The following is a 21,557-nucleotide window of genomic DNA, read 5'->3' as shown; positions in this document are numbered from 1 at the left end:
CTCGCCGCCGACTCCGCCACCGCGGAGAGCGCCGACCGGATCACCGAACGGCTCCTCGCCGCCCCCCGCCTCCTGCCGCCCGCCACCGCCGCCCGGAGGGCCCCGCCGAGATCCCGGCCGACGCCACGCCGGCCGAGACCCCCGCCGCCGCGCCCGCCCCGGCGCCCGCGGAGACCCCCGCGCCGGTCGCCGGCGGGCTGCTGCCCAAGCGCGTCCGGCAGGCCAGCCTCGCCCCCCAGCTGCGGCAGGAGGGCGAACAGCAGGCCGCCGAACCCGTCCGCGAGCGCTCGCCGGAGGAGGCCAGGGCCGCCTTCGCCTCCTTCCAGCGCGGTTACGCCCGCGGCCGCGGCGACCGCCTGCAGCCCGCCTCGCTGACCGTGGTGCCGGACCTGCCCGATGCCCCCGAACCACCGCAATCCGGTCGACCGCGGGTCGGGGTCCCCGTACCGCCCCGGGTGGCGCTACCCTCTGCACCCGTCCCACCTGCTCTGCCGGCCGCGCGCCCGCGGCCCCAGCTGTACCCCGTACGCCAAGGAAACCCCGTACCACCCGCACCACCCGCCCCAGCGGAAGGAACCGAGAAATGACCGCAACGACACAGCCGTCCGGAGACCTGAACTGGCTCCTGGACGACCTGGTGGGCCGCGTCGCGACCCTGAGGCATGCGGTGATCCTGTCCAGCGACGGTCTGGCGACCGGCGTCTCCAGCGGCCTGGCCCGCGAGGACGCCGAGCACCTCGCGGCCGTCGCCTCCGGTTTCCACAGCCTGGCCAAGGGCGCCGGCCGGCACTTCCGGGTCGGCGGGGTCCGCCAGACCATGGTGGAGCTCGACGAGGCCTTCCTCTTCATCACCGCGGCCGGCGACGGCAGCTGCCTGGCCGTGCTCAGCGACGCCGAGTCCGACGTCGGCCAGATCGCCTACGAGATGGCGCTGCTGGTCAAGCGGGTGGGCGAGCACCTCGCCGCCGAGCCGCGCACCGAGTCCGCCGCGCAAGGGAGATGACCGACGGGATGGCCGCCGAGGACGACGCACCGCAGGACGGGCCGTACGAGGACCCGTACGACGACCCCTACGACACCGAGCCGGAGATCGACCTCTTCACGCCGCGCAGCGCCGCGGACGACCGCTGGTTCGACGACGACGCGGGGCCGGTGGTGCGGCTGTTCTCGGTGACCAGGGGACGGGCGGCCAGGCCGGTCGACGAGGGCCTGTTCGACCTCATCTCCCTGGTGCGCGCCACGGACGCCGGGGGCGGGGCCGACCACGAGCCCGCCCTCGACGCCACCCACCACGCCCTGCTGGCGCTCTGCCGCGACGAGCCGCTGAGCGTCGCCGAGCTCGGCTCCTACTGCGACCTGCCGGTCAGCGTCGTCCGGGTGCTGCTCGGCGACCTCAACGACGCCGGGCTGATCACCGTCACCCGGCCCGTGCCGCTCGCCCAGCGACCCGACGAGCAACTCCTGCGAGACGTGATCAATGGCCTCCGTGCACTCTGACGCCCCCGCGGACACCCGTTCCGCCCTCTGGTCCTCCACGGCCCTGAAGATCCTGGTCGCCGGCGGCTTCGGCGCCGGCAAGACCACCCTGGTCGGGGCGGTCAGCGAGATCCGCCCGCTGCGCACCGAGGAGCTCCTCAGCGAGCGCGGCCGCCCGGTCGACGACACCTCCGGGGTCGAGGCCAAGCGCAGCACCACCGTCGCGATGGACTTCGGCCGGATCGACCTGCGGCCCGGCCTCGCGCTCTACCTCTTCGGCACCCCCGGCCAGGACCGGTTCTGGTTCGTCTGGGACGAGCTGGCGCAGGGCGCGCTCGGCGCGGTGGTGCTCGCCGACACCCGGCGGCTCGCCGACTCCTTCCCCTCGGTGGACTTCTTCGAGCAGCGCCGCATCCCCTTCGTGGTCGCCGTCAACTGCTTCGAGGGCACCGAGGTCTACGCGCCGGAGGACGTCCGCGCCGCACTCGACCTGGACCCCGGCATCCCGGTGCTGCTGTGCGACGCGCGCAGCCGCGAGGACGGCAAGGAGCTGCTGATCCGGCTGGTCGAGCACGCCGCCGCGCAGGCCGGCCTCGACCCCACGGGCGCCGCCAAGGGCTGACGGACCGTTCGGCCGGACGGCCCGTCACCGGGCCGTCACCAGGCCCGTCCGGACCAGTGTCCGAATGGCGGGACGCGAGAGTCCCGGATGGCGGACGGCCGGGCCGTCGGGGTTGCCTGCGGCCGTCCGGGCGTGGAAGGCTCGTACCCGTTGCACGTTGCGCGGCCCGCGCCGTGCCCCTGGGGGAGGAGGCAGTCGACATGACCGCAGACACGTTCCGCGGCACGGTCCTGCCCGCCCCCGCCGTGCCGGCGCTCACCGTACGCCGCCACATCGACCAGGCGCTGGTCTGCAGCGCCTGCTGTCACTGACGGACCCCACCGGCCCGGGGCCAGCCCGGCGCCGATCCCCGTCCCCGAACCCCCGGCCGGGCCGCGTCCTGACGGCTGCCCGGCGCCTTCCGCCCTGCGCCCACCCGGAGACCCGACCGTGGACCCGTTCCGCCCCGAGCTCGAACCGTTCTGGCCGTCCCGCCAGCCGCACCTCTTCGACCAGACCTGTCGGACCGCCTAGCGCGCGTCCCGCCCTTGCGGTGGACTGACCGACCGTCAGCACCACTTCCGCGCAAGGCCCGACGCGCAGACGACGACCACCCGAATCCGTCCCGCGCGAAGAGAGCCCACCATGTCCTCCACCTCCACGGCCACCCGTACCGTCACCGCCGCCACCCCGCACCTGCGGGCCGTCCGCTCCGTGGCCGCCGTCCCCGGCGGCACCGAGCGCTGGTACCCGAACACCACCGCCGCCCCGCACGCCACCACCCCGGCCCCGCACACCGCCGCCGCAGCGCCCCAGCACACCCGGCCCGCGCCCGAGCGGCAGCCCGCCGCCCTGCTGCCCGCCGGCCTGCCGGAGGGCGCCACGGTCGTCGCACTGCCGCCGTCCGCCCTGCCCCAGGGCCTGCTCGCCCAGTACGGCGCCGAGCTCGGCGCCTCCACCGGGCACCCGCTGGTCGGCTACCTGCTGCTCGTCCCCGCCGACCAGGCCCCCGCGCCCACGGCCGCCCCGGCCCCCGTCGCCCCGGCCGAGCGGCCGCGGCCCGCCGCCCGGCCGTCCGCGCACGGCATCAGCGTCGACACCGACCGGCGCACCGCCCACGTCGACGGCGTCCAGCTCGACCTCACTTACCTGGAGTTCGAGCTGCTCGCCCACCTCACCGAGCACCCGCACCGGGTGCACACCCGCGACCACCTGGTCACCGCCGTCTGGGGCTACGGCCACGTCGGCGACGGCCGCACCGTCGACGTGCACGTCGCCCGCCTGCGGCGCAAGCTCGGCGCGGCGCACCGCGACAGCATCGTCACCGTCCGCCGGGTCGGCTACAAGTACGCGCCCGCCGTCTGAACGGGCGCAGCAGCACGACGGCCGGGGCCGGACGCGGTACGCGTCCGACCCCGGCCGGTGGCACGACCGACGGCGCAGGCCGGTCGGGCCGTCGGGCTCAGCGGCTGAGCCGGTCGATCTCGGCGAGCTCCTCGGCGGTCAGCGGACCGGCCTTCAGCGCGTCGAGGTTCTGGTCGAGCTGGGCCACGCTCGACGCACCGATGATCACCGAGACCACCCGCTCGTCCCGCAGCACCCACGACAGCGCCAGCTGGGCGAGGGTCTGACCGCGCTGCTCGGCCACCTTGTTCAGCGCCCGCAGCTGCTCCAGCTTCTGCCCGGTCAGCGCCTCCTCGCGCAGGAAGTGGCCGACCGACATCCGCGAACCGGCCGGCACCTCGCCCGACAGGTAGCGGTCGGTCAGCAGGCCCTGCGCCAGCGGCGAGAAGGCGATCATGCTGGTCTGGGTCTCGCCGATCGCGTCCAGCAGCCCGTCCTCGGGGGTGCGGTTCAGGATCGAGTAGCTGATCTGGTTCATCAGCACCGGCGTGCCCATGCCGCGCAGGATCTCCACCGCCTCGCGGTGCTGCTCGGCCGGGTAGTTGGAGATCGCCGCGTACAGCGCCTTGCCCGACCGCACCGCCCGGTCCAGCGCCCCCATCGTCTCCTCCAGCGGAGTCGTGGGGTCGTAGCGGTGCGAGTAGAAGACGTCGACGTGGTCCAGGCCCATCCGGCCCAGCGACTGGTCGAGACTGGACAGCAGGTACTTGCGCGAGCCGCCGTCGCCGTACGGACCCGGCCACATGTCGTAGCCCGCCTTGGACGCGATGAACAACTCGTCCCGGTACGGCTTGAAGTCCTGCGCGAACAGGTAGCCGAAGTTGCGCTCCGCACTGCCGTACGGCGGGCCGTAGTTGTTCGCCAGGTCGAAGTGGGTCACACCGCGGTCGAAGGCCCGGCGCAGCACCGCGCGCTGCACCTCCAACGGCTGCGAGTCGCCGAAGTTGTGCCACAGGCCGAGCGACACCGCGGGCAGCTGCACACCGCTGCGCCCGGCCCGCCGGTAGGTCATGGACGCGTAGCGGTCGTCCGAGGGGAGATAGGTCATACCGGCATCCTGCCAGGTGGCGGCCGGGTCGCAGGGACCAACGACCCTGCCGGAACCGGACACCCCGGGCGTAGCCTGGCCGCGGCGGCCGGACGGGCCGCCGGGCCGTACGGAGAGGAGCCCGCCGGTGCCGCGCCCCGACATCACCGACCGCGCCGACCTGGAGCCGCTGCTGCGGCGCTTCTACACCGCCGCCTTCGCCGACCCGCTGATCGGCCCGCACTTCACCGAGGTCGCCCGGCTCGACCTGGAGGCCCACCTCCCGCACATCACCGACTTCTGGGCGAGCGCCCTGCTGCGGAGCGGCGAGTACCGGCGCAACGCCTTCGCCCCGCACCTCGGACTGCACCGGCAGCGCCCCCTCACGGCCGCCCACTTCGGCCGCTGGGTCCAGCTCTGGCACGCCTCCGTCGACGGCCTCCACGCAGGCCCCACCGCCGACCGCGCCAAGGCCCAGGGCGAACGCATCGCCCTCGCCATGCTCCGCCGCACCGCCGGCGGCGACACCGAAGGCACCGGGGGCGGCTTCGTCCCCCTCTCGGCAGTCCTGCTCCGCAGCTGAGGACCTTCCCTGCGGAGGGCAGCACCCCAGGGGCGCGGGGAACTGCGCAATTCGGATGCGGGTGGCTGAACGGGTCAGGGCTCGGCCCGTACTGCCACGATGCCCAGCCCCGGACTGGGCAGTTCTCCCCAGCCTTCGGCCGGGAGGCGCCCCCATGCGCCCCGGGAGTGCTTCCCCTCCGCTTGGAGTCCACTTGGAGTCGTGTGGGCGCCATCGCATAGGCTCGCTGCACGATGGTGCGGATATCGGTGCTGGGCACGTTGACGGCGCAGGTGGCGGGGGCGACGGTCGGCCTCGGCGGCCCGCGGCAGCGCGGTGTGCTCGCCCGGCTGCTGGTGGCCCGCGGCGCCGTCGTCCCGGTGGACCGGCTGATCGACGACCTGTGGCAGGGCCGCCCCCCGGCCAAGGCCGCCGCCTCCCTGCAGGCGTACGTCTCCAATCTGCGACGCCTGCTCGAGCCCGAGCGCGGTCCCCGCGAGCCCGCCCGGCTGCTGGTCAGCCGTGCCCCCGGTTACGCCCTGGCCGTGCCGGCGTCCGGTGTCGACGCCTGGGACTTCGAGCAGCGGCTGCGGGACGCCCGCGACCTCCGGCCGTTCGCCGAGCAGGCCGCGGAGCGGCTCGGGCACCCGGTGTCCCGGCTGTTCGACGAGGCGCTGGCGCTCTGGCGCGGTACCGCCTTCGCCGAGTTCGCCGACGAGCCCTGGGCCGCGGCCGAGATCACCCGGCTCGGTGAACTGCGGCTGGCCGCGCGGGAGTCCGCGGTGGTGGCGGCCCTGGACGAGGGCCGGGCCGGTGAGGCGGCGGCCGCCGCGCTGGCGCTGACCGAGGAGCATCCGCTGCGCGAGGAGGGCTGGCGGCTGCTGGCCCGGGCGCTGTGGGGCGCCGGCCGGCAGGCCGAGGCGCTGGAGGCGCTGCGCCGCGCCCGTACCGTGCTCACCGCCGAACTCGGCCTGGACCCGGGGCCGGCGCTGGCCGAGCTGGAGTCGGCGATCCTCCGGCAGCGCACCGACCTGCTGGCCGTGCCGACCCCGGCCGCCGACCTTCCGCCGGCCCGTCCGTCCGGTCCGGCGTGCACCGCCGGGCCGGGCTGCGGCGGCGGCCCACCCGAGCCGCCGTTCGTCGGCCGGGAGGCCGAGCAGCGCACCCTGCGCGAGGCGGCGACGGCCGCGACCGCCCCCGGCGGCCGGTCGGTGGTGCTGGTGTCCGGTGAGGCCGGGGCCGGCAAGTCCACCCTGCTCGCCCGCCTGAGCGGCGAACTGCGGCGCAGCGGCTGGCTGGTGGCCACCGGGCGGTGTCCGGAGACGGAGGGCGCCCCGCCGGCCTGGGCGTGGACGGAGGCGCTGCGCGAGCTGGCCCGGCAGCATCCGCCGAGCGCGGCGACGGCGGCGGAACTCGCCCCGCTGCTCGGCGAGGACGACCCGTCCCGTCGGCGGGACGCCCTGACCGGCCGCTTCCGGCTGCACCGGGCGGTCGTCCGCTGGCTGGAGGCCGCGACGGAGCAGGCGCCCGTCGCGGTGATCCTCGACGACCTGCACGCGGCGGACCAGGAGACCCGTGCGCTGGCCGCCGAACTCGCCGCCGCGCTGGGGCCCGAGCGTCTGATGCTGGTGTGCGCGCACCGGCCCGGCGAGGGGCGGCTCACCGATCTGCTCGGCACCTTCGCCCGCTGCTCGCCGTACCGGATCGCGCTGGGCGGGCTGGACGAGGCCGAGGCCGGCACCCTGATCGGTGCGGTCTGCGACACCCCCGTCGACGCGGACACCGTCCGCGCGCTCGCCGAACGCACCGGCGGCAACCCGTTCTACCTGGTGGAGAGCGCCCACCTGCTGGCCGGGGAGGGCGCGCTGGTGGCCGTCCAGGAGGTGCCGCAGGGCGTCCGGGACGTGCTGCGACGGCGGTTCGACCGGCTGCCGCCGGCCACCGTCGAGGCGCTGAGGCTGGCCTCGGTCGCCGGCCGGGAGACGGAGGTCGAGCTGCTGGTGCACGCCTCCGGCGCGGAGGAGGAGGGCCTGCTGGACGCGCTGGAGGCGGCCGTCGCGGGCGGGCTGCTCACCGAACCCCGGCCTGGGGCCGTCCGGTTCGCGCACGCGCTGGTCCGCGACACCCTGTACGGCGACCTCAGCGGGCTGCGCCGGGCGCGGCTGCACGGCCGGTTCGCGGAGGCGCTGTGCGCGCTGCGGCCGGACCGCCTCGCCGCACTGGCCCACCACTGGACGGCCGCCGCCTCCTCCGCCACCGCGCAGCGCGCGGTCGACGCCTGCGTGCGCGCCGCCGAGGCCGCCGAGCGCCGCTACGCCCACCAGACCTGCGCCGACCTGCTGCAGCAGGCCCTGGACAACCTCGACCGGGTGCCGGAGGACGGCGACGACCGGCCGGCCCGCCGGATCGCCCTGCTCGGCGCGCTGCTGCGGGCCCAGGTCCGGGCCGGGGCGATCTCCGCCGCCACCGCGACCCGCAGCCGGGCGGTCGCCCTCGCCGAGGAGACCGGCCGGGAGGACCTGGAGATCGAGGCGTGGACGGCCTGGACGGAACCCACCCCGTGGGTCGCCCACCCCTACGGCAGCTACGACGACCGGGCGGTGGAGACGCTGCAGCGGCTGCTGCGCCGCACCGACCTGCCGCCCGCGACCCGCTGCCGGCTGCTGGACGCCCTCACCCACGAGTGCAACTGCGCGGGGGAGCCGATCGGGACCGCCGCCGCCGACGAGGCGCTCGCCATCGCCCGCGCCGAGGGCGACCCCCGGCTGCTGGCGCTCGCCCTGGCCGCGTCCGCCCGGATCTGCGACTTCGAACTCGGCGCCCCCCAGCGGGCCGTGATCGCCGACGAACTCGCCGCGCTGGCCCGCCGGCACGACCTGCCGGCCTACCGCTGGCAGGCCGAGCAGCTGTACGCCACGGCCGCCGCCGTGGCCGGCGACCTGCCCGCGCTGCGCCGCCACATCGCGGCCGCCGCGGCGATCGCCGAACGGTACGGGCTGCTCGAACTGGTCGACGTCGGCCGCTGCCACCGCGGCATGCTGGAACTCGCCGCGGGCCGCACCGCGGAGGCCGCCGAGCTGTACCGGCAGGCCGTCGCCGGGCTGACCGCCCGGGCCTCGGTGCACGCCGAGGGCTTCGGGGCGCTCGCCGACCTCACCATCGCCGTCCAGGAGGGCCGGATCGGCAGCGAACTGCCCCGGCTGCGTGCCGTCACCGCGCTGTACGGGCGCCTGGTCGCCGACGTGGAGGCGCTGGCCCTCGCCGCGCTCGGCCGCACCGAGGAGGCCAGGGCGGCCCGGGCCGTCCGACCGCCCGTCCAGCCCGACTACTACCGCTCCTTCTTCCTCGCGCTGCGCGCCGCCGCGGTGGTCGCCCTGGACGAGCGGGCCGAGGCGGCCGAGCTGATCGCCGAACTGCGGCCGCTGCGCGGGCTGGTGGCCGGCGCGGCGTCGACCTCCGTCGCGCTGCGGCCGGTCGCGCAGTCGCTCGGCGAGCTGGCCCGGATGCTCGGCCGCACCGAGGAGGCCGCCGGGTACTTCGCGCAGGCCGCGGAGGTGGCCCGCCGCTGGGAGTCCCCGCGCTGGGAGGCGGAGGCGCTGGCCGCGCTGCACGGCCTGCCGGCCGTCCCCGATGCGGAGGCCGTCGCCCGGCACCAAGTGGGCTCCAAGCGGCACCCCGCAGGCTGAACGGGTATCGACCACCGGACTGCCGAAAGGCCCCGACGATGTCTACCCTGCTCGGCCGCCTCGGCGGCGCATCCGCCGCCCGGCCCTGGCGCACCGTCCTCGGATGGGTGCTGCTGCTGGGCCTCGCCCTCGGCCTGGCCGCCGCCTTCGGCGGCACCCCGCACGACGACTACCGCGTCCCCGGCACCCGCTCCACCGCCGGCGCCGACCTGCTGAAGGAGCGCTTCCCGGAGATGTCCGGGGCGAACGCCAGGGTCGTCGTCCACGACCGCCGGGGCGGGCCGGTGCCCGCCGACCGGCTGGCGGCGCTGCGCGACGGCCTCGCCGCCCTGCCCAAGGTGTCCTCGGTGGCGCAGCCGGTGCTGTCCGCCCGCGGCGACACCGCCCTGATCACCGTGGACTACTCCGTCCCGGTCACCGACTTCAAGGGCTCCGCCGGCCTGGACGCGCTGCGCGAGGCCGCGAAGCCGACCGAGCGGTCCGGGCTGCAGGTCGAGTTCGGCGGACAGCTGCCGGAGAACTTCACCGCGCCGAACGGCGCCGCCGAGATGATCGGTATGGGCGCCGCCCTGGTGATCCTGGTGATCGCGCTCGGCACGGTGGTCTCCGCCGGCCTGCCGCTGGTCGTCGCCCTGGCCGGCCTCGGCCTCGGCACCGGTCTCACCACGCTGCTCGCCGCCGTCACCGACATCAGCCCGACCGCGCCGACGGTGGCCTCGATGGTCGGCCTCGGCGTCGGCATCGACTACGCCCTGCTGCTCGTCAGCCGCCACGTCGAGGGCCTGCGCAAGGGCCTGACGAAGCAGCAGGCCGCCGCCGAGGCGACCGCCACCGCCGGCGCCTCCGTGGTGGTGGCCGGATCGACGGTGCTGGTCGCGCTGTTCGGCCTGAAGCTGGCCGGCCTGCCCACCTACTCCTCGTTCGGCTACGCCACCTTCGCCGTGGTCGGCGCCGTGATGCTGGCCGCCCTGACCCTCGTCCCGGCGCTCTGCTCGCTCGCCGGCGACCGGCTGCTGCGCCGTGCCGAGCGCCGCGAACCGCAGCGCCGCACCCAGGCGGGCCCGACCCGCACCGAGCGCTGGGCCCGGCTGATCGGCCGCCGCCCGGTCGCCGCCGCGCTCGGCTCGCTGGTGGTGCTGCTCGCCCTGGCCGCCCCGATGCTGCACATGCGCACCTGGCCGCAGGACGCCGGCAGCCAGGCGTCGTCCAGCACCACGCGCAAGGCGTACGACCTCACCGCCGACGCGTTCGGGCCCGGCGCCAACGGGCCGCTGATCGTCGCCGTCGACCTGAAGAAGGTGCCGCAGGAGAAGCTGCCGGCGCTGCTGGACACCCTGAAGGCCCGGCCGGGCGTCGCCGCCGTGCGGCCGCCGCTGGTCAACCGGGCACAGGACGCCGCCGTCGTCACCGTCACCCCCGCCACCGGCCCGCAGGACGAGCGCACCGCCGACCTGCTGAAGTCGCTGCGCACCGACGTGCTGCCCGAGGGCGCCGAGATCACCGGCACGGTCGCCGCCTTCTCCGACATCTCCGACCGGCTCTCCGACCGGCTGTGGGTGGTGGTGCCGGTGGTGGTCGCGCTCTCGCTGATCCTGCTCACCGTGCTGTTCCGGGCGCCGGTCATCGCGGTGAAGGCCGCGGCGATGAACCTGCTCTCGGTGGCCGCCGCCTACGGCGTGATGACGGCGGTCTTCCAGTCCGACACCGGTGCCCGGGCGCTCGGCCTGCCGCACGAGGTGCCGGTCTCCAGCTGGGTGCCGATCCTGATGTTCACCGTGCTGTTCGGCCTCTCCATGGACTACGAGGTCTTCCTGCTCGACCGCGTCCGGGAGGACTGGCTCGCCACCGGCGACGCCAAGGGCTCGGTGGTGCGCGGCCTGTCCGCGACCGGGCGGGTCATCAGCAGCGCGGCCGCCATCATGGTCGCCGTCTTCACCGGCTTCGCGATCGACCCGGACATCACCGTGAAGATGATGGGCGTCGGCATGGCCGTCGCGGTGCTCATCGACGCCACGGTCGTCAGGCTGGTGCTCGTCCCCGCGACGATGACCCTGCTCGGCCGGCTCAACTGGTGGCTGCCCGCCCCGCTCGCCCGCCGCTGGCCCGCGCCGGTGGCCGCTACGGCCGGCACCGCCGCCGCCGAGCCGGAGCGCGTCCCCGCCTGACCCGGGACGCCCCGCACCGGGCGCCGCTCCCACGTGGGGAGGAGCGGCGCCCGGTGGCGTTTCCGTGACCGCCGCTTGAGACTGTACCTACTGGTATGTACAGTCGCTCCCATGAGCACCCAGGACCGCCTGATCGAGAGCACCCAGGAGCTCCTCTGGGAACGCGGCTACGTCGGCACCAGCCCGCGCGCCATCCAGCAGCGCGCCGGCGCCGGCCAGGGCAGCATGTACCACCACTTCGACGGCAAGCCCGACCTCGCCGCGGCCGCCCTCGCCCGCAGCGCCGAACAACTGCGTGCCCTCGCCGAGGAACGCCTCGCAGCCCCCGGCACCGCCTACGAGCGGATCGCCGGCTACCTCGAACGCGAACGCGAGGTCCTGCGCGGCTGCCGGATCGGCCGGATGGCACAGGACCCGGAGGTCGTCGCCGACCCCCGGCTGCGCGCCCCCGTCGAGGAGACCTTCGCCTGGCTGCGCGGCCGGATCGCCGAGGTCGTCGCCGAGGGCGTCGCCGCCGGCGACCTCGCCCCCGGCGGCGACCCCGCGGACACCGCCGCCGCGATCGTCGCCGTCGTCCAGGGCGGCTACGTCCTCGCCCGCGCCGCCGGCGACCCCGAACCCTTCCACCAGGCCGTCCGCGGCGCACTCGCGCTGCTGCGCGCCGCCTAGACCGGGGAGCACCCGTGCAGGCCATGCAGTACGAGATCACCCTGCCCGTCGACTACGACATGGGCATCGTCCACCACCGGGTCGCCACCCGCGGGCACCTGACCGACGCCCTCCCGGGCCTCGGCATCAAGGCCTACCTGGTCCGCGAGACCGGCACCCTCGGTTCCCCGGTCAACGCCTACGCCCCGTTCTACCTGTGGCGCACCGCCGCCGGCATGACCGACTTCCTCACCGGCCCCGGCTTCCGCGGCCTCAGCGCCGACTTCGGCCGCCCCGCCGTCCGGCACTGGATCGGCGCCGGACTCCACACCGGCCCCGCCGCCGACACCCCGCCCACCACCGCGACCCGCACCACCCGGTCACTGCCGCCCGGCACCGACCCCGGCGAGGAGACCGCCCGCGCCCTCGCCGCCCTCGGCGACGCCCCCGGCCTGCACACCGCGGCCGTCGCCCTCGACCCGGCCCGCTGGGAACTCGTCCACTTCGCCCTCTGGGCCGACACCCCGCCCGAAACGCCCGCCGAGGGCCACTGCACCGCCTACCGTGTGCTGCACCTGTCGCGACCCGAACCCCTCCTGCCGGCCAAGGACTGAGATGACCGCGGACCGCACCCCGGCCGTGCACACCGTGCTCGGCCCCGTCCCGCCCGAACGCCTCGGCACCACCAACAGCCACGACCACCTCTTCCTGCGCAGCGCCCTGCTGCCCGGACAGGAGCTCGACGACCCGGCCGCCGCCGAGGACGAACTGCGCGCCTTCGCCGCCCTCGGCGGCGGCGCCGTCGTCCAGTGGACGCCCTACGGGCTCGGCCGCCGCCTCGACGACCTGGTCGAACTCGCCGAGACCACCGGCCTCCACCTGGTCGCCGCCACCGGCCTGCACCAGGCCGCCCACTACGACGACCCCGACGCGCTGCGCCGGCTCGACCTCGCCGCCCTGTTCACCGCCGAACTCCGCGACCGCGCCGGACTGATCAAGGTCGCCGGCGGCTACCACGGCCTCGACGCCCACGCCCGGTGGACGATGACCGCCGCCGCCGAGGCCCACCACGCCACCGGCGCCCCCATCGGCGTCCACCACGAACTCGGCACCGGCGCCCAGGACGTCCTGGAACTGCTCTGCGACCGCCTCGGCGTCCCGCCGCACCGGGTGGTCCTCGGCCACCTCAACCGCTTCCCCGACCTCGGCCTGCACCGCGAACTCGCCGCCTCCGGCGCCTACCTCGCCTTCGACGGCCCCTCCCGCGCCAACCACGCCACCGACCACCGCCTGCTGGAGTGCCTGCACGCCCTCGCCGACGCCGGCCACGCCCACCGCCTGCTGCTCGGCGGCGACACCACCACCGCCGCCGCCCGCGGCAACCCCGGCATGCCGTACCTGCTGCACCGGCTGCGCCCCCGGCTCGGCCCCGAGCTCGCCGCCCTCGTCCTCACCGACAACCCCGCGGCGGCCTTCGCCTGGTGACCGGGCCGTGCCACGACCCCGGCGGAGGAGCATCCTGGAACCACAGGGCCGACCGCCCCGACGACCCGCCCGCGCGGGCCGTCCGGGCGTCGGCGCACACCGGGAGCCGACCATGAACAGCAGATCCCCCGCAGGCGTCGTCGTCGGCGTCGACGGCTCCGCGCACGCCGCGGCCGCCGCCGACTGGGCCGCCCGCGAAGCCGCCCGCCGCGACTGCCCGCTCCACCTGGTGCACGCGGTCAACACCGGAACGGTGACGCTCTCACCACGCACCGGATCGGCGGTCACCGACCTCATCCTGCACGACGCCGAAGCCGTCCTGGAGGAGGCACTGGGCAAGGTCCGGGCCTCCCACCCGGCGCTGCGCCTCACCGGCGACGTCGTGCCGCGGGACGCCGCGGAGGCCGTGCTCACCGCCGCCGAGCACGCCGAACTCGCCGTGGTCGGCACCCGCGGCCACGGCGGCTTCGCCTCCCTGCTGCTCGGCTCGGTGAGCCTGCGGGTCGCCGCCCACTCGGCCTGCCCGGTCGTCGTCGTCCGCGGCACCGAGCACGTCGGCAACCACGTGCTGGTCGCCGTCCGCGACGAACGGGACGCCCCCGCCCTGCGGTTCGCGCTGCGCACCGGAGAGCTCACCGGGCTGTCGGTGCGCGCCCTGCACACCTGGTCGCCGGTGGTCGCCGACGTCGGCCACATGGCACCCATGGTGGACGAGCTCGGCGAGGAGGCCCGGCTGCACCAGCAGCTGCTGCTCCGCACCTGCGACCCCGTCCGCGAGGACTTCCCCGACGTCGCCTTCGAGGCCCGCCAGGTCGGCGGCGGTGCCGCCGGCACCCTCGTCGACGCCTCCCGGCAGGCCGCGCTGCTGGTCGTCTCCCGCCGGCAGCCCGCCGCGCACTTCGGGCTGCGCCTCGGCGGGGCCGTGCACGCCGTGCTGCACCACGCCTACTGCCCGGTCGCCGTCGTCCCGCTGCGCTGACTGACGGTCCGCCGGACACGGCCGCCCGCCGGCACCGCCCCGATGCACGACCCTCGCGGGTGAGTTGCGTCACCCGGCGGCCCGGGAGAGCGCCGTGCGCGCCGTCCCGTGCACCGGAGGGACCGCCCGGACGTGCATACTTGTCGGTCGGCGGCAGCGGGCCCGGGACGGCCCGCCGAACCGGCCGACCTCCCGGTGGAACCGGAAGCACCCCGTTCGGCGTGCGTTCACCGGGGGCCTTCCCGCGACGCGGGGGCGGCCGCGCCGTGGCGCACGCGGGAATCTCGGGGAGTGGCGGAATCATGGGTCTGACCAGCAGTACGGTCCTGGCGATCGCGACCGCCCTCGCGGTCCTGCTGCTGGCGGCGACGGTGCTGTGGTGGCCCAGGCTCGCCCGGACGACCTGGACGGCGGTGCTCGGCCGGATCGCCGCCCTGCTGACCACCCAGCTCGCGGTGCTCTGCGCGATCGGCCTGGCGGCCAACAACTACTTCGCCTTCTACAGCAGCTGGGACGACCTGCTCGGCACCGGCGACACCGGGCCGGTCAGCGTCCAGGCCTCGGTCGAGGGCCGGCCCGCCGCGGCGGTGCCGGTGGTCAAGGCCCAGCTGCTCGGCAAGGAGCCGGTGGAGGGCGGCAGCGGCGGCCCCGAGCGGACCGGCGAGATCCAGTCCGTGCGGATCACCGGCTCGCACTCCGGGCTGAGCACCGACGCGTACGTCTACCTGCCGCCGCAGTACTTCCAGCCGGCCGACGCCCAGAAGCGCTTCCCGGCGGCCGTGGTGATGACCGGCTTCCCCGGTGACGCCAAGAACCTCATCACCCGGCTGAACTACCCGTCGGCGGCCCTCCAGTTGATGCAGAGCGGCAAGATGCAGCCGACCGTGCTGGTGCTGATGCGGCCCTCGCCGGCGATGCCGGCCGACACCGAGTGCGAGGACATCCCCGGCGGCGCGCAGTCCGAGACCTACTTCACCAAGGACGTCCCCCGGGTGGTTGCCGAAAGCTACCGAGTGGCCGCCGAGCCGGCGGCCTGGGGCGTGGTCGGCAACTCCACCGGCGGGTACTGCGCTCTGAAGATGGCCATGCGCCACCCGGAGGTCTTCCCGACCGCCGTCTCCCTCTCGGGCTACTACAAGGCCGCCGAGGACGCGACCACCGGCGACCTCTTCAAGGGCAGCCAGCAGCGGCGCAACGAGGCCGACCTGATGTGGCGGCTCAACAACCTGCCGCAGCCCAAGGTCTCGGTGCTGCTGGCCGGACCGCAGGCCGGGGACGGCACCTACAAGCCGGGCACCGAGGCGTTCCAGAAGGCGGTGAAGGCGCCGATGACCGCCAACACCGCCTGGGTCCCGCAGGGCGGCCACAACTTCCGCACCTGGTCGCAGCTGCTGCCGCCCTCGCTCGAGTGGCTCTCCCAGCACCTGGTGGCCGGGGCCTGACCGGCCCGGCTCCGCACCGGCGGACCGGGCCCGCCGAACTCAGCTGAGCTGCTCCAGCGTGCCGGTGTGCAGCTCGCCGACCCGCCCGCCCTCGCCCTCGTACGTCCAGAAGACCCGCACGGTGAGGGCGGCGAGGTCCATCACGTGGCTGACGGTGATCCCGCTCTGCTCCGTCCAGCTCACGAACCAGAGCTGCTGGCCGACCTGGGCGACGTGCAGCGACACGTCCTCGAACTGCCCGGCGGACTCGCCGAGGCCCTCCCAGCGCAGCCGCTTGCCGTCGGCGGAGTAGGAGTTCCGGAAGGCGGCGCCGTTGTCGACCTGGAAGAGGTAGGTGTGGCCGGCGAAACCCGGCAGAGGCGCGGTCATCTCGGGCGTTTCCTCGGAATCTCGGCAGGTGCTGCGGCCCCGGCGGCCGCACCCGTTCAACCTAGCGGACGCCGTGATCGTTCCCCACCATGTCCGGCCGACTGCGATCGAGGACACGCCCCGGGCCGGCCCGGACACGCCGGGGGCTCCACCGATGGGAGCACACGGCCGCCGATCCCGCCCCCCGCGCCCGCCGTCTTCGCCGGCCGCCGGCAAAGGCGCCGATCCCCCTGCCCGGGGCGACAGTTGGACACCGCGACTGATGCTCCGTAGTCGAATTTCCGTGGCGAGCGTCGGCCTTCGCGGTCGGCCGCCCGTCGCCGGATCGGCCGTTCCGCACCACATCGCCCTTTCTGAAAGGGAATTGACGCCGACTCGGACACGGGTGACCGGACCGGGGGTTCCGGCGTGTCGCGGACAGCCGAATGGTCTGGACCTGTCGATTACTCAGCGTGTTGATCGGGGGCGATTCCGGGTGGTCCGCTATTGCACTCGAATGGCCGTCAAATTCTCTCAACTCGCCTATTTTTCAAGCAAGTCGGCGGATGCGATGAAATCTTCATCAATCCTTCACGCATCGACAGATGGTGAGCAGTCAGCAGTTGTCCGCCGTCGAACCGTGTGCTTACTCTGGCCGCGATGTTCCGCCCCCTGCGGACCTCGCGGCCGGTACGCCGATTCCCGTCCAGCCTGCCGCGAGCACCACGAGCACAGAATTCGGACGGGAACGGGGGAGCCGAATCGGCGTGTCGACGCGCCCTGCACCGTTTGTGCGTCGACCCGGGGACGAGTCGTGCCGTGTAGCGGCCCGACCCTGCCCGAAAGCCGAACTCGGCCCGCCCGTAGGCACCTTCGAGGACACCACCATGCGCCTTTCCATCAGGCCGGCACGCCTCGGCGCGGCGGCGGCCGCGGCGATGCTGCTCGCGCTGCCGCTCGCCGGCCGCGCCGAGGCCGTCCGGCTCGTCACCCAGGACAGACTCGCCCCCACCGGGATGACCGAGGGCACCGCCGCGAGCGCGCAGCTCACCGTGCACTCCCTGGCCTGCATCACCGCCAGGACCGTCGGCGTCGCCGTGCGTGACGGGGCCGGGCGCAACCTGGACTTCCCCGGTGCGGCGACCAACGTCCGGATCTGCCCGGGCGGTGTCACGATCACCACCGGCTCCCGCACCCTGCCGGCCGGAACGTACACGGCCTTCGGATACTGGCAGGACTACGCCAACGCCTGGCACGACCTCGCCCAGCAGACCCTGACCGTCGCGCCCTCCTCCACCGGGCCGACGCCGCCCGGCCCGACGCCGACACCGGACGACCCCGACATCCCGCTGCCCGGCGGCTCGTTGGTCTGGTCCGAGGAGTTCGACGGCTCGATAGCCTGGGGCTCCAAGTGGGTCGGCGACCGCAGCAGTGCGTACCGCTACGGCGACCACAACCCGGACGACAACAAGCTCGACCTGCTGAACCCGGGTGCGGTCGAGACCATCGACGGCGTCGCCGTCTTCACCGCCACCCGGTCCGAGCAGCGGCTGGAGAACGGCCACCGCGCCTGGGAGACGGGCCTGCTCACCACCGAGGGCTCCGACGAGGGCTTCCGGGTGCACGCCGGCGACTACGTCGAGACGAAGGTCCAACTCCCCGAGGGCGCAGGCGCCTGGCCCGCGCTGTGGACCTGGCGCAACGGCGGCAGCGAGGTGGACAGCTTCGAGTACCACCCCGACAATCCGCACCTGCTGGAACTCACCAACCACGTCCGCCGCGGCGCCAAGTACTACACCGACGCGGACGCCGTCGCGCCCGGCAAGTGGGTGACCATCGGCACCCGTTACGGCACCAACTCGGTCGACTGGTACGTCAACGGCGAGCGCGTCTGGTCGGACGGCCGCGGCGTGGGCCAGCGCTGGTCGGCCTACCTGATCCTCAACCTCTCCGTGGTCGCCGGGAAGTACCACCCCGGCCCCGAGGGCGCCGAGCCGATCACCGCCGCCGCCGACTACGTCCGGGTCTACCGCTGAGGCGTCCGCCGGGGGCGCGCGGAAGCTCAGCGTGACCACGCGAACACGTCAAGTGTGCGGTGAAGAGCCCCCGTTCGGCGGCTGCGCGGACGGGCCGCTCTCGGCGTACGTTGGAGATCCGGAGGTGAGTGCCATGACCGAACAGGTTCTGAGTGAGGTCGGCGCGGTCGTCGCGCCGGAGCGCGAGGCCGAGTTGGTGGCCCTGTATCGCGAGCTGGTGTCGGGACCGCTGCCCGAGGGCCTGGTCCGCACCGAACTGCTCCGAGGCCCGGCCGGTCATTGGCGGGTGCAGAGCCTGTGGCGGGACATGGCGGCCCTGGAGGCCGTCCGCAACGCGCCGGAACGGCCGGCCGCGCCGAGGATCTTCCGGGCGGTCGGCACCGAGCCGGAGCTCACCGTGCACGAGGTGGTGATCGTGCAGGTCGGGGAGCTCAGTATGCACTGAACCCCCCGTCCGGCCACGGGTGCTGGCGTCCCGTCAGGGCGCCAGCACCCGGCCGAGCCGATCGGCGATCTGGCGCATCACCGGCACCAGGGCGGCCTCGCCGTCCTGCGCCTCCAGCGCCCTGATCCGGGCCTCCGGGCCGGACACCGAGAGTGCGGTGGGCGTGGGCGCGCCGGGCACGGCGACCGCGATGCACCGGACGCCGATCTCCTGCTCCTGGTCGTCGACCACGTACCCGGCCTCCCGGGCCGCCGCGAGGTGCTCCAGCAGCTCGGCCGGGTCGGTGTGGGTGAACGGGGTGTGCGCCTGCAGCGGCCGGCTGCCGAGGACCGCGCGGGCCTCCTCCTGCGGGAGTTGGGCCAGCAGCGCCTTGCCGACGCCGGTGCAGTGCGGCTGCACCCGGCGGCCGACCTCGGTGAACATCCGCATCGAGCGCCGGGACTGCACCTGGCCCACGTACACCACCTCGCCGCCCTCCAGGACGGCGAGGTTAGCCGTCTCCCCGGTGGCCTCCATCAGCTCCGCGAGGTGCGGGCGGGCCCAACTGCCCAGCAGGCGGCCCGCCGTCTCGCCGAGCCGGATCAGCCGCGGGCCGAGCGTGTACCGACGGGCGGTGTCCTGCCGGACATATCCCTGCTGGACGAGGGTACGGATGAGTCGGTGGATCGTCGGCATCGGCAGGCCGGAGCTGGCGGACAGCTCGCTGAGCGCGGCCGTGCCGCCGGCGTCGGCCAGCGCCTCGAGGAGGAGGAAGGCGCGCTCGACGGACTGCACGCCGCCGGCGCGGTCGGTGCCTGTCCGGTCTGCGGCGGGGGTGCTGGCCACCGGTGTTCCCTTCGCTCTCGGGGGAGGAGTAGAGTCCCGCCGATCACATCAACAAACCGTTGAAATTCTGTATCGCGGAAACTAGGCTCCACTGTACAGAACGGAACCCGCCCGCAGGGGGGTCCGGATCTCGGGAGTTCCCATCGGAACCCCCAGTGCTGGCTCAACCGTCCAAGGAGTGTCCTGCCCATGGCTGCAGATCAGGGATCCGCCGGCGCGTCGTCCGCCGCCCCGGTCGTCACGGTCGCCGGTCCGCGCGTCGCCCGCGCCGAGGAGGTGCTCACGCCGGAGGCCGTCTCCTTCGTCGTCGGGCTCCACCGTGCCTTCGAAGGCCGCCGCCAGGAGCTCCTCGCCCGACGGAAGACCCGCCGCGCCGAGATCGCCGCGGCCGGCACCCTCGACTTCCTGCCCGGGACGGCCGAGGTCCGCGCCGGGGACTGGCAGGTCGCCGAGGCCCCGCGCGCCCTCCAGGACCGCCGGGTCGAGATCACCGGTCCGACCGACCGCAAGATGGTGATCAACGCCCTCAACTCCGGCGCCCGGGTCTGGCTCGCCGACTTCGAGGACGCCACCTCGCCCACCTGGGAGAACGTGGTCTCCGGCCAGGTCAACCTGATCGACGCCTTCGAGGGCCGGATCGGCTTCACCTCGCCGGCCGGCAAGGCGTACACCCTGAAGCCCGCCGCCGAACTCGCCACCGTGGTGGTCCGCCCGCGCGGCTGGCACCTCGACGAGACCCACCTGCTGGTGGACGGCGCCCCGGTCGCCGGCGGCCTCTTCGACTTCGGCCTGTACTTCTTCCACAACGCCGCCCGGCTGATCGCCCGCGGCGCGGAGGACCCCAACTCCGGGCCCTACTTCTACCTGCCGAAGACCGAGAGCCACCTCGAGGCCCGGCTGTGGAACGACGTCTTCACCCACGCGCAGGCCGAGCTCGGCATCCCGCACGGCACGATCCGCGCCACCGTCCTGATCGAGACCATCACCGCGGCCTTCGAGATGGAGGAGATCCTCTTCGAGCTGCGCGACCACGCCGCCGGGCTCAACGCCGGCCGCTGGGACTACCTCTTCTCGATCGTGAAGAACTTCCGCGACGCCGGCGACCACTACATCCTGCCGGACCGCAACACCGTCACCATGGCGTCGCCGTTCATGGCCGCCTACACCCGCCTGCTGGTGCAGACCTGCCACCGCCGCGGCGCCCACGCGATCGGCGGCATGGCCGCGTTCATCCCCTCCCGCAAGGACCCGGAGGTCAACGCGGCCGCCCTGGAGAAGGTCAAGGCCGACAAGGACCGCGAGGCCGCCGGCGGCTTCGACGGCTCCTGGGTCGCCCACCCGGACCTCGTCCCGGTCGCCCGGGCCTGCTTCGACGCCGTGCTCGGCGACCGGCCGAACCAGAAGTCCTCGCCCGGCTCGCCCGAGCCCGTCACCGCCGAGCAGCTGCTCGACATCGCCGGTGCCGGCGGCAGCTGCACCCGCGCGGGCCTGCACAACGCCGTCCAGGTCGGCGTCCGCTACATCGAGGCCTGGCTGCGCGGCCTCGGCGCGGTCGGCATCTTCAACATGATGGAGGACGCCGCCACCGCCGAGATCTCCCGCTCGCAGATCTGGCAGTGGATCAACAACGGCGTCGTCCTCGCCGACACCGGCGAGAAGGCCACCGCGGAGCTCGTCCGCCGGCTCGTGGCCGAGGAACTCGCCGAACTGCGCACCGAGCTCGGGGACGCCGCCTACGCCGCCGGGCGCTGGACGGAGGCCGCCCGGCTCTTCGAACAGGTCGCCCTGGCCGAGGAGTTCGTCGACTTCCTCACCCTGCCCGCGCTGCCCCTGCTCGACTGACCCCAACCTATCCGCCGGGCGAGCGGCCCGACGCCCGCCAGGACGTCGAACTCGTCCGCCGCAATTCACCGTTCCGTACGGCTCCCGCCGCCCCGGCGCCGGGAGCCGTACGGAACACCCGTGTTCGGAGGCACTTCCCCATGGCGCTCATCTTCTTCAACGGCCAGGCGATGACCGGCGGCCCGTTCCACCCGCTGGTCGCCGAGTACCTGGTCGGCCCGGTCCGCACCGCGCCCGGCCACCGCTTCTTCTCCGTCCGCGACGTCTGCCCCGGCCTGCTGCCCGACCCGGGCGGCAGCGCGGCGATCGAGGGCGAGCTCTACGACCTCCCGCTGGAGCACCTGCGGGACGCCGTCCTGCCGGGCGAGCCTCCGGAGTTGGAGCTCGGCGTGATCGCCCTCTCGGACGGCAGGCCGTGCCTGTCCATGGTGCTGCGCCGCGGTGAGCTCGAGCGCGGGGTGCACCGCGAGATCACCGGCCACGGCGGCTGGCGGGCCTACCTGGCCACCCTCGGCCGCACCGCCTGACCGGCGCCCCGCCGGAACGGTCGAAGGCCCCGCAGGAACCTCCAGATCGGAAGTGCACT

Annotated in this window: 19 protein-coding genes and 1 pseudogene; 17 read left to right on the top strand and 3 right to left on the bottom strand. The window is 74.7% G+C overall.

What is annotated here, in order from left to right; genetic code table 11:
- From ABZ641_RS08555 to ABZ641_RS08535, 5 genes and pseudogenes are all read left to right on the top strand, one after another.
- Positions 1 to 587: pseudogene (locus tag ABZ641_RS08555) on the top strand (hypothetical protein); the annotation flags it as partial.
- The gene (locus ABZ641_RS08550) at positions 584 to 1,003 is read left to right on the top strand and encodes a roadblock/LC7 domain-containing protein (RefSeq protein WP_344628256.1); all 420 of its coding nucleotides are present in this window, start codon (positions 584 to 586) and stop codon (positions 1,001 to 1,003) included. The pseudogene ABZ641_RS08555 and the gene ABZ641_RS08550, both read left to right, overlap by 4 nt.
- Complete coding sequence (locus ABZ641_RS08545; RefSeq protein ID WP_344628257.1) at positions 1,000 to 1,497, top strand: DUF742 domain-containing protein; 498 nt, start codon at positions 1,000 to 1,002, stop codon at positions 1,495 to 1,497. The genes ABZ641_RS08550 and ABZ641_RS08545 overlap by 4 nt, the downstream gene beginning before the upstream one ends.
- Entirely contained in the window at positions 1,478 to 2,098 is a 621-nt protein-coding gene (locus ABZ641_RS08540) for an ATP/GTP-binding protein (protein WP_344628258.1), read from the top strand. The genes ABZ641_RS08545 and ABZ641_RS08540 overlap by 20 nt, the downstream gene beginning before the upstream one ends.
- A 624-nt stretch (positions 2,099 to 2,722) precedes the next feature.
- Complete coding sequence (locus ABZ641_RS08535; protein WP_344628259.1) at positions 2,723 to 3,442, top strand: winged helix-turn-helix domain-containing protein; 720 nt, start codon at positions 2,723 to 2,725, stop codon at positions 3,440 to 3,442.
- A gap of 97 nt (positions 3,443 to 3,539) precedes the next feature.
- On the opposite strand, the gene ABZ641_RS08530 is transcribed toward ABZ641_RS08535, so the two are convergent.
- Positions 3,540 to 4,529: an aldo/keto reductase gene (locus ABZ641_RS08530; RefSeq protein WP_344628260.1), complete on the bottom strand. Its 990-nt coding sequence runs from the start codon at positions 4,527 to 4,529 to the stop codon at positions 3,540 to 3,542.
- Between the two features lie 127 nt (positions 4,530 to 4,656).
- Between ABZ641_RS08530 and ABZ641_RS08525 the strand changes: the two genes are divergently transcribed.
- From ABZ641_RS08525 to ABZ641_RS08490, 8 genes are all read left to right on the top strand, one after another.
- The gene (locus ABZ641_RS08525; RefSeq protein ID WP_344628261.1) at positions 4,657 to 5,091 is read left to right on the top strand and encodes a group III truncated hemoglobin; all 435 of its coding nucleotides are present in this window, start codon (positions 4,657 to 4,659) and stop codon (positions 5,089 to 5,091) included.
- Between the two features lie 233 nt (positions 5,092 to 5,324).
- On the top strand, positions 5,325 to 8,756 hold the full coding sequence (locus tag ABZ641_RS08520) for a BTAD domain-containing putative transcriptional regulator (protein WP_359980143.1): 3,432 nt from the start codon (positions 5,325 to 5,327) through the stop codon (positions 8,754 to 8,756).
- 38 nt (positions 8,757 to 8,794) lie between these two features.
- Positions 8,795 to 10,921, top strand: a complete 2,127-nt coding sequence (locus tag ABZ641_RS08515) for an MMPL family transporter (RefSeq protein ID WP_359980140.1) — start codon at positions 8,795 to 8,797, stop codon at positions 10,919 to 10,921.
- Positions 10,922 to 11,032: 111 nt separating this feature from the next.
- Complete coding sequence (locus tag ABZ641_RS08510; RefSeq protein WP_359980137.1) at positions 11,033 to 11,590, top strand: TetR/AcrR family transcriptional regulator; 558 nt, start codon at positions 11,033 to 11,035, stop codon at positions 11,588 to 11,590.
- 14 nt (positions 11,591 to 11,604) lie between these two features.
- The gene (locus ABZ641_RS08505; RefSeq protein ID WP_359980134.1) at positions 11,605 to 12,183 is read left to right on the top strand and encodes a DUF4865 family protein; all 579 of its coding nucleotides are present in this window, start codon (positions 11,605 to 11,607) and stop codon (positions 12,181 to 12,183) included.
- A 1-nt stretch (position 12,184) separates the two neighbouring features.
- A complete protein-coding gene (locus ABZ641_RS08500) occupies positions 12,185 to 13,054 on the top strand; it encodes a phosphotriesterase (RefSeq protein ID WP_344627583.1) in 870 nt (289 codons plus the stop codon).
- 112 nt (positions 13,055 to 13,166) lie between these two features.
- A complete protein-coding gene (locus tag ABZ641_RS08495; RefSeq protein WP_359980131.1) occupies positions 13,167 to 14,033 on the top strand; it encodes a universal stress protein in 867 nt (288 codons plus the stop codon).
- Positions 14,034 to 14,335: 302 nt separating this feature from the next.
- The gene (locus ABZ641_RS08490) at positions 14,336 to 15,475 is read left to right on the top strand and encodes an alpha/beta hydrolase-fold protein (protein ID WP_359980128.1); all 1,140 of its coding nucleotides are present in this window, start codon (positions 14,336 to 14,338) and stop codon (positions 15,473 to 15,475) included.
- 39 nt (positions 15,476 to 15,514) lie between these two features.
- Here the strand turns inward: ABZ641_RS08490 and ABZ641_RS08485 are convergent, their stop codons facing one another.
- On the bottom strand, positions 15,515 to 15,844 hold the full coding sequence (locus ABZ641_RS08485; protein WP_344627580.1) for a hypothetical protein: 330 nt from the start codon (positions 15,842 to 15,844) through the stop codon (positions 15,515 to 15,517).
- Between the two features lie 866 nt (positions 15,845 to 16,710).
- Between ABZ641_RS08485 and ABZ641_RS08480 the strand changes: the two genes are divergently transcribed.
- The gene (locus tag ABZ641_RS08480) at positions 16,711 to 17,859 is read left to right on the top strand and encodes a hypothetical protein (protein ID WP_359980125.1); all 1,149 of its coding nucleotides are present in this window, start codon (positions 16,711 to 16,713) and stop codon (positions 17,857 to 17,859) included.
- A 133-nt stretch (positions 17,860 to 17,992) separates the two neighbouring features.
- On the top strand, positions 17,993 to 18,304 hold the full coding sequence (locus ABZ641_RS08475; protein ID WP_344627578.1) for an antibiotic biosynthesis monooxygenase: 312 nt from the start codon (positions 17,993 to 17,995) through the stop codon (positions 18,302 to 18,304).
- Between the two features lie 33 nt (positions 18,305 to 18,337).
- Here ABZ641_RS08475 and ABZ641_RS08470 read toward each other — a convergent pair whose 3' ends face one another.
- Positions 18,338 to 19,129: an IclR family transcriptional regulator gene (locus ABZ641_RS08470; RefSeq protein ID WP_359980122.1), complete on the bottom strand. Its 792-nt coding sequence runs from the start codon at positions 19,127 to 19,129 to the stop codon at positions 18,338 to 18,340.
- 189 nt (positions 19,130 to 19,318) lie between these two features.
- On the opposite strand from ABZ641_RS08470, the gene aceB reads away from it, so the two are divergent.
- Positions 19,319 to 20,971, top strand: coding sequence for a malate synthase A (gene aceB, locus ABZ641_RS08465; RefSeq protein WP_359980120.1), 1,653 nt, complete (start codon positions 19,319 to 19,321; stop codon positions 20,969 to 20,971).
- A gap of 140 nt (positions 20,972 to 21,111) precedes the next feature.
- Positions 21,112 to 21,498, top strand: coding sequence for a gamma-glutamylcyclotransferase (locus ABZ641_RS08460; RefSeq protein ID WP_359980117.1), 387 nt, complete (start codon positions 21,112 to 21,114; stop codon positions 21,496 to 21,498).
- Positions 21,499 to 21,557: the final 59 nt, after the last annotated feature.

Origin of the sequence: Kitasatospora sp. NPDC007106 (genome assembly GCF_040634455.1) — a bacterium.
In the GTDB taxonomy this organism is placed as follows: domain Bacteria; phylum Actinomycetota; class Actinomycetes; order Streptomycetales; family Streptomycetaceae; genus Kitasatospora; species Kitasatospora arboriphila.
Note: the sequence above shows the minus strand (reverse complement) of the source record. Positions and strands in the feature narration are given on the sequence as shown.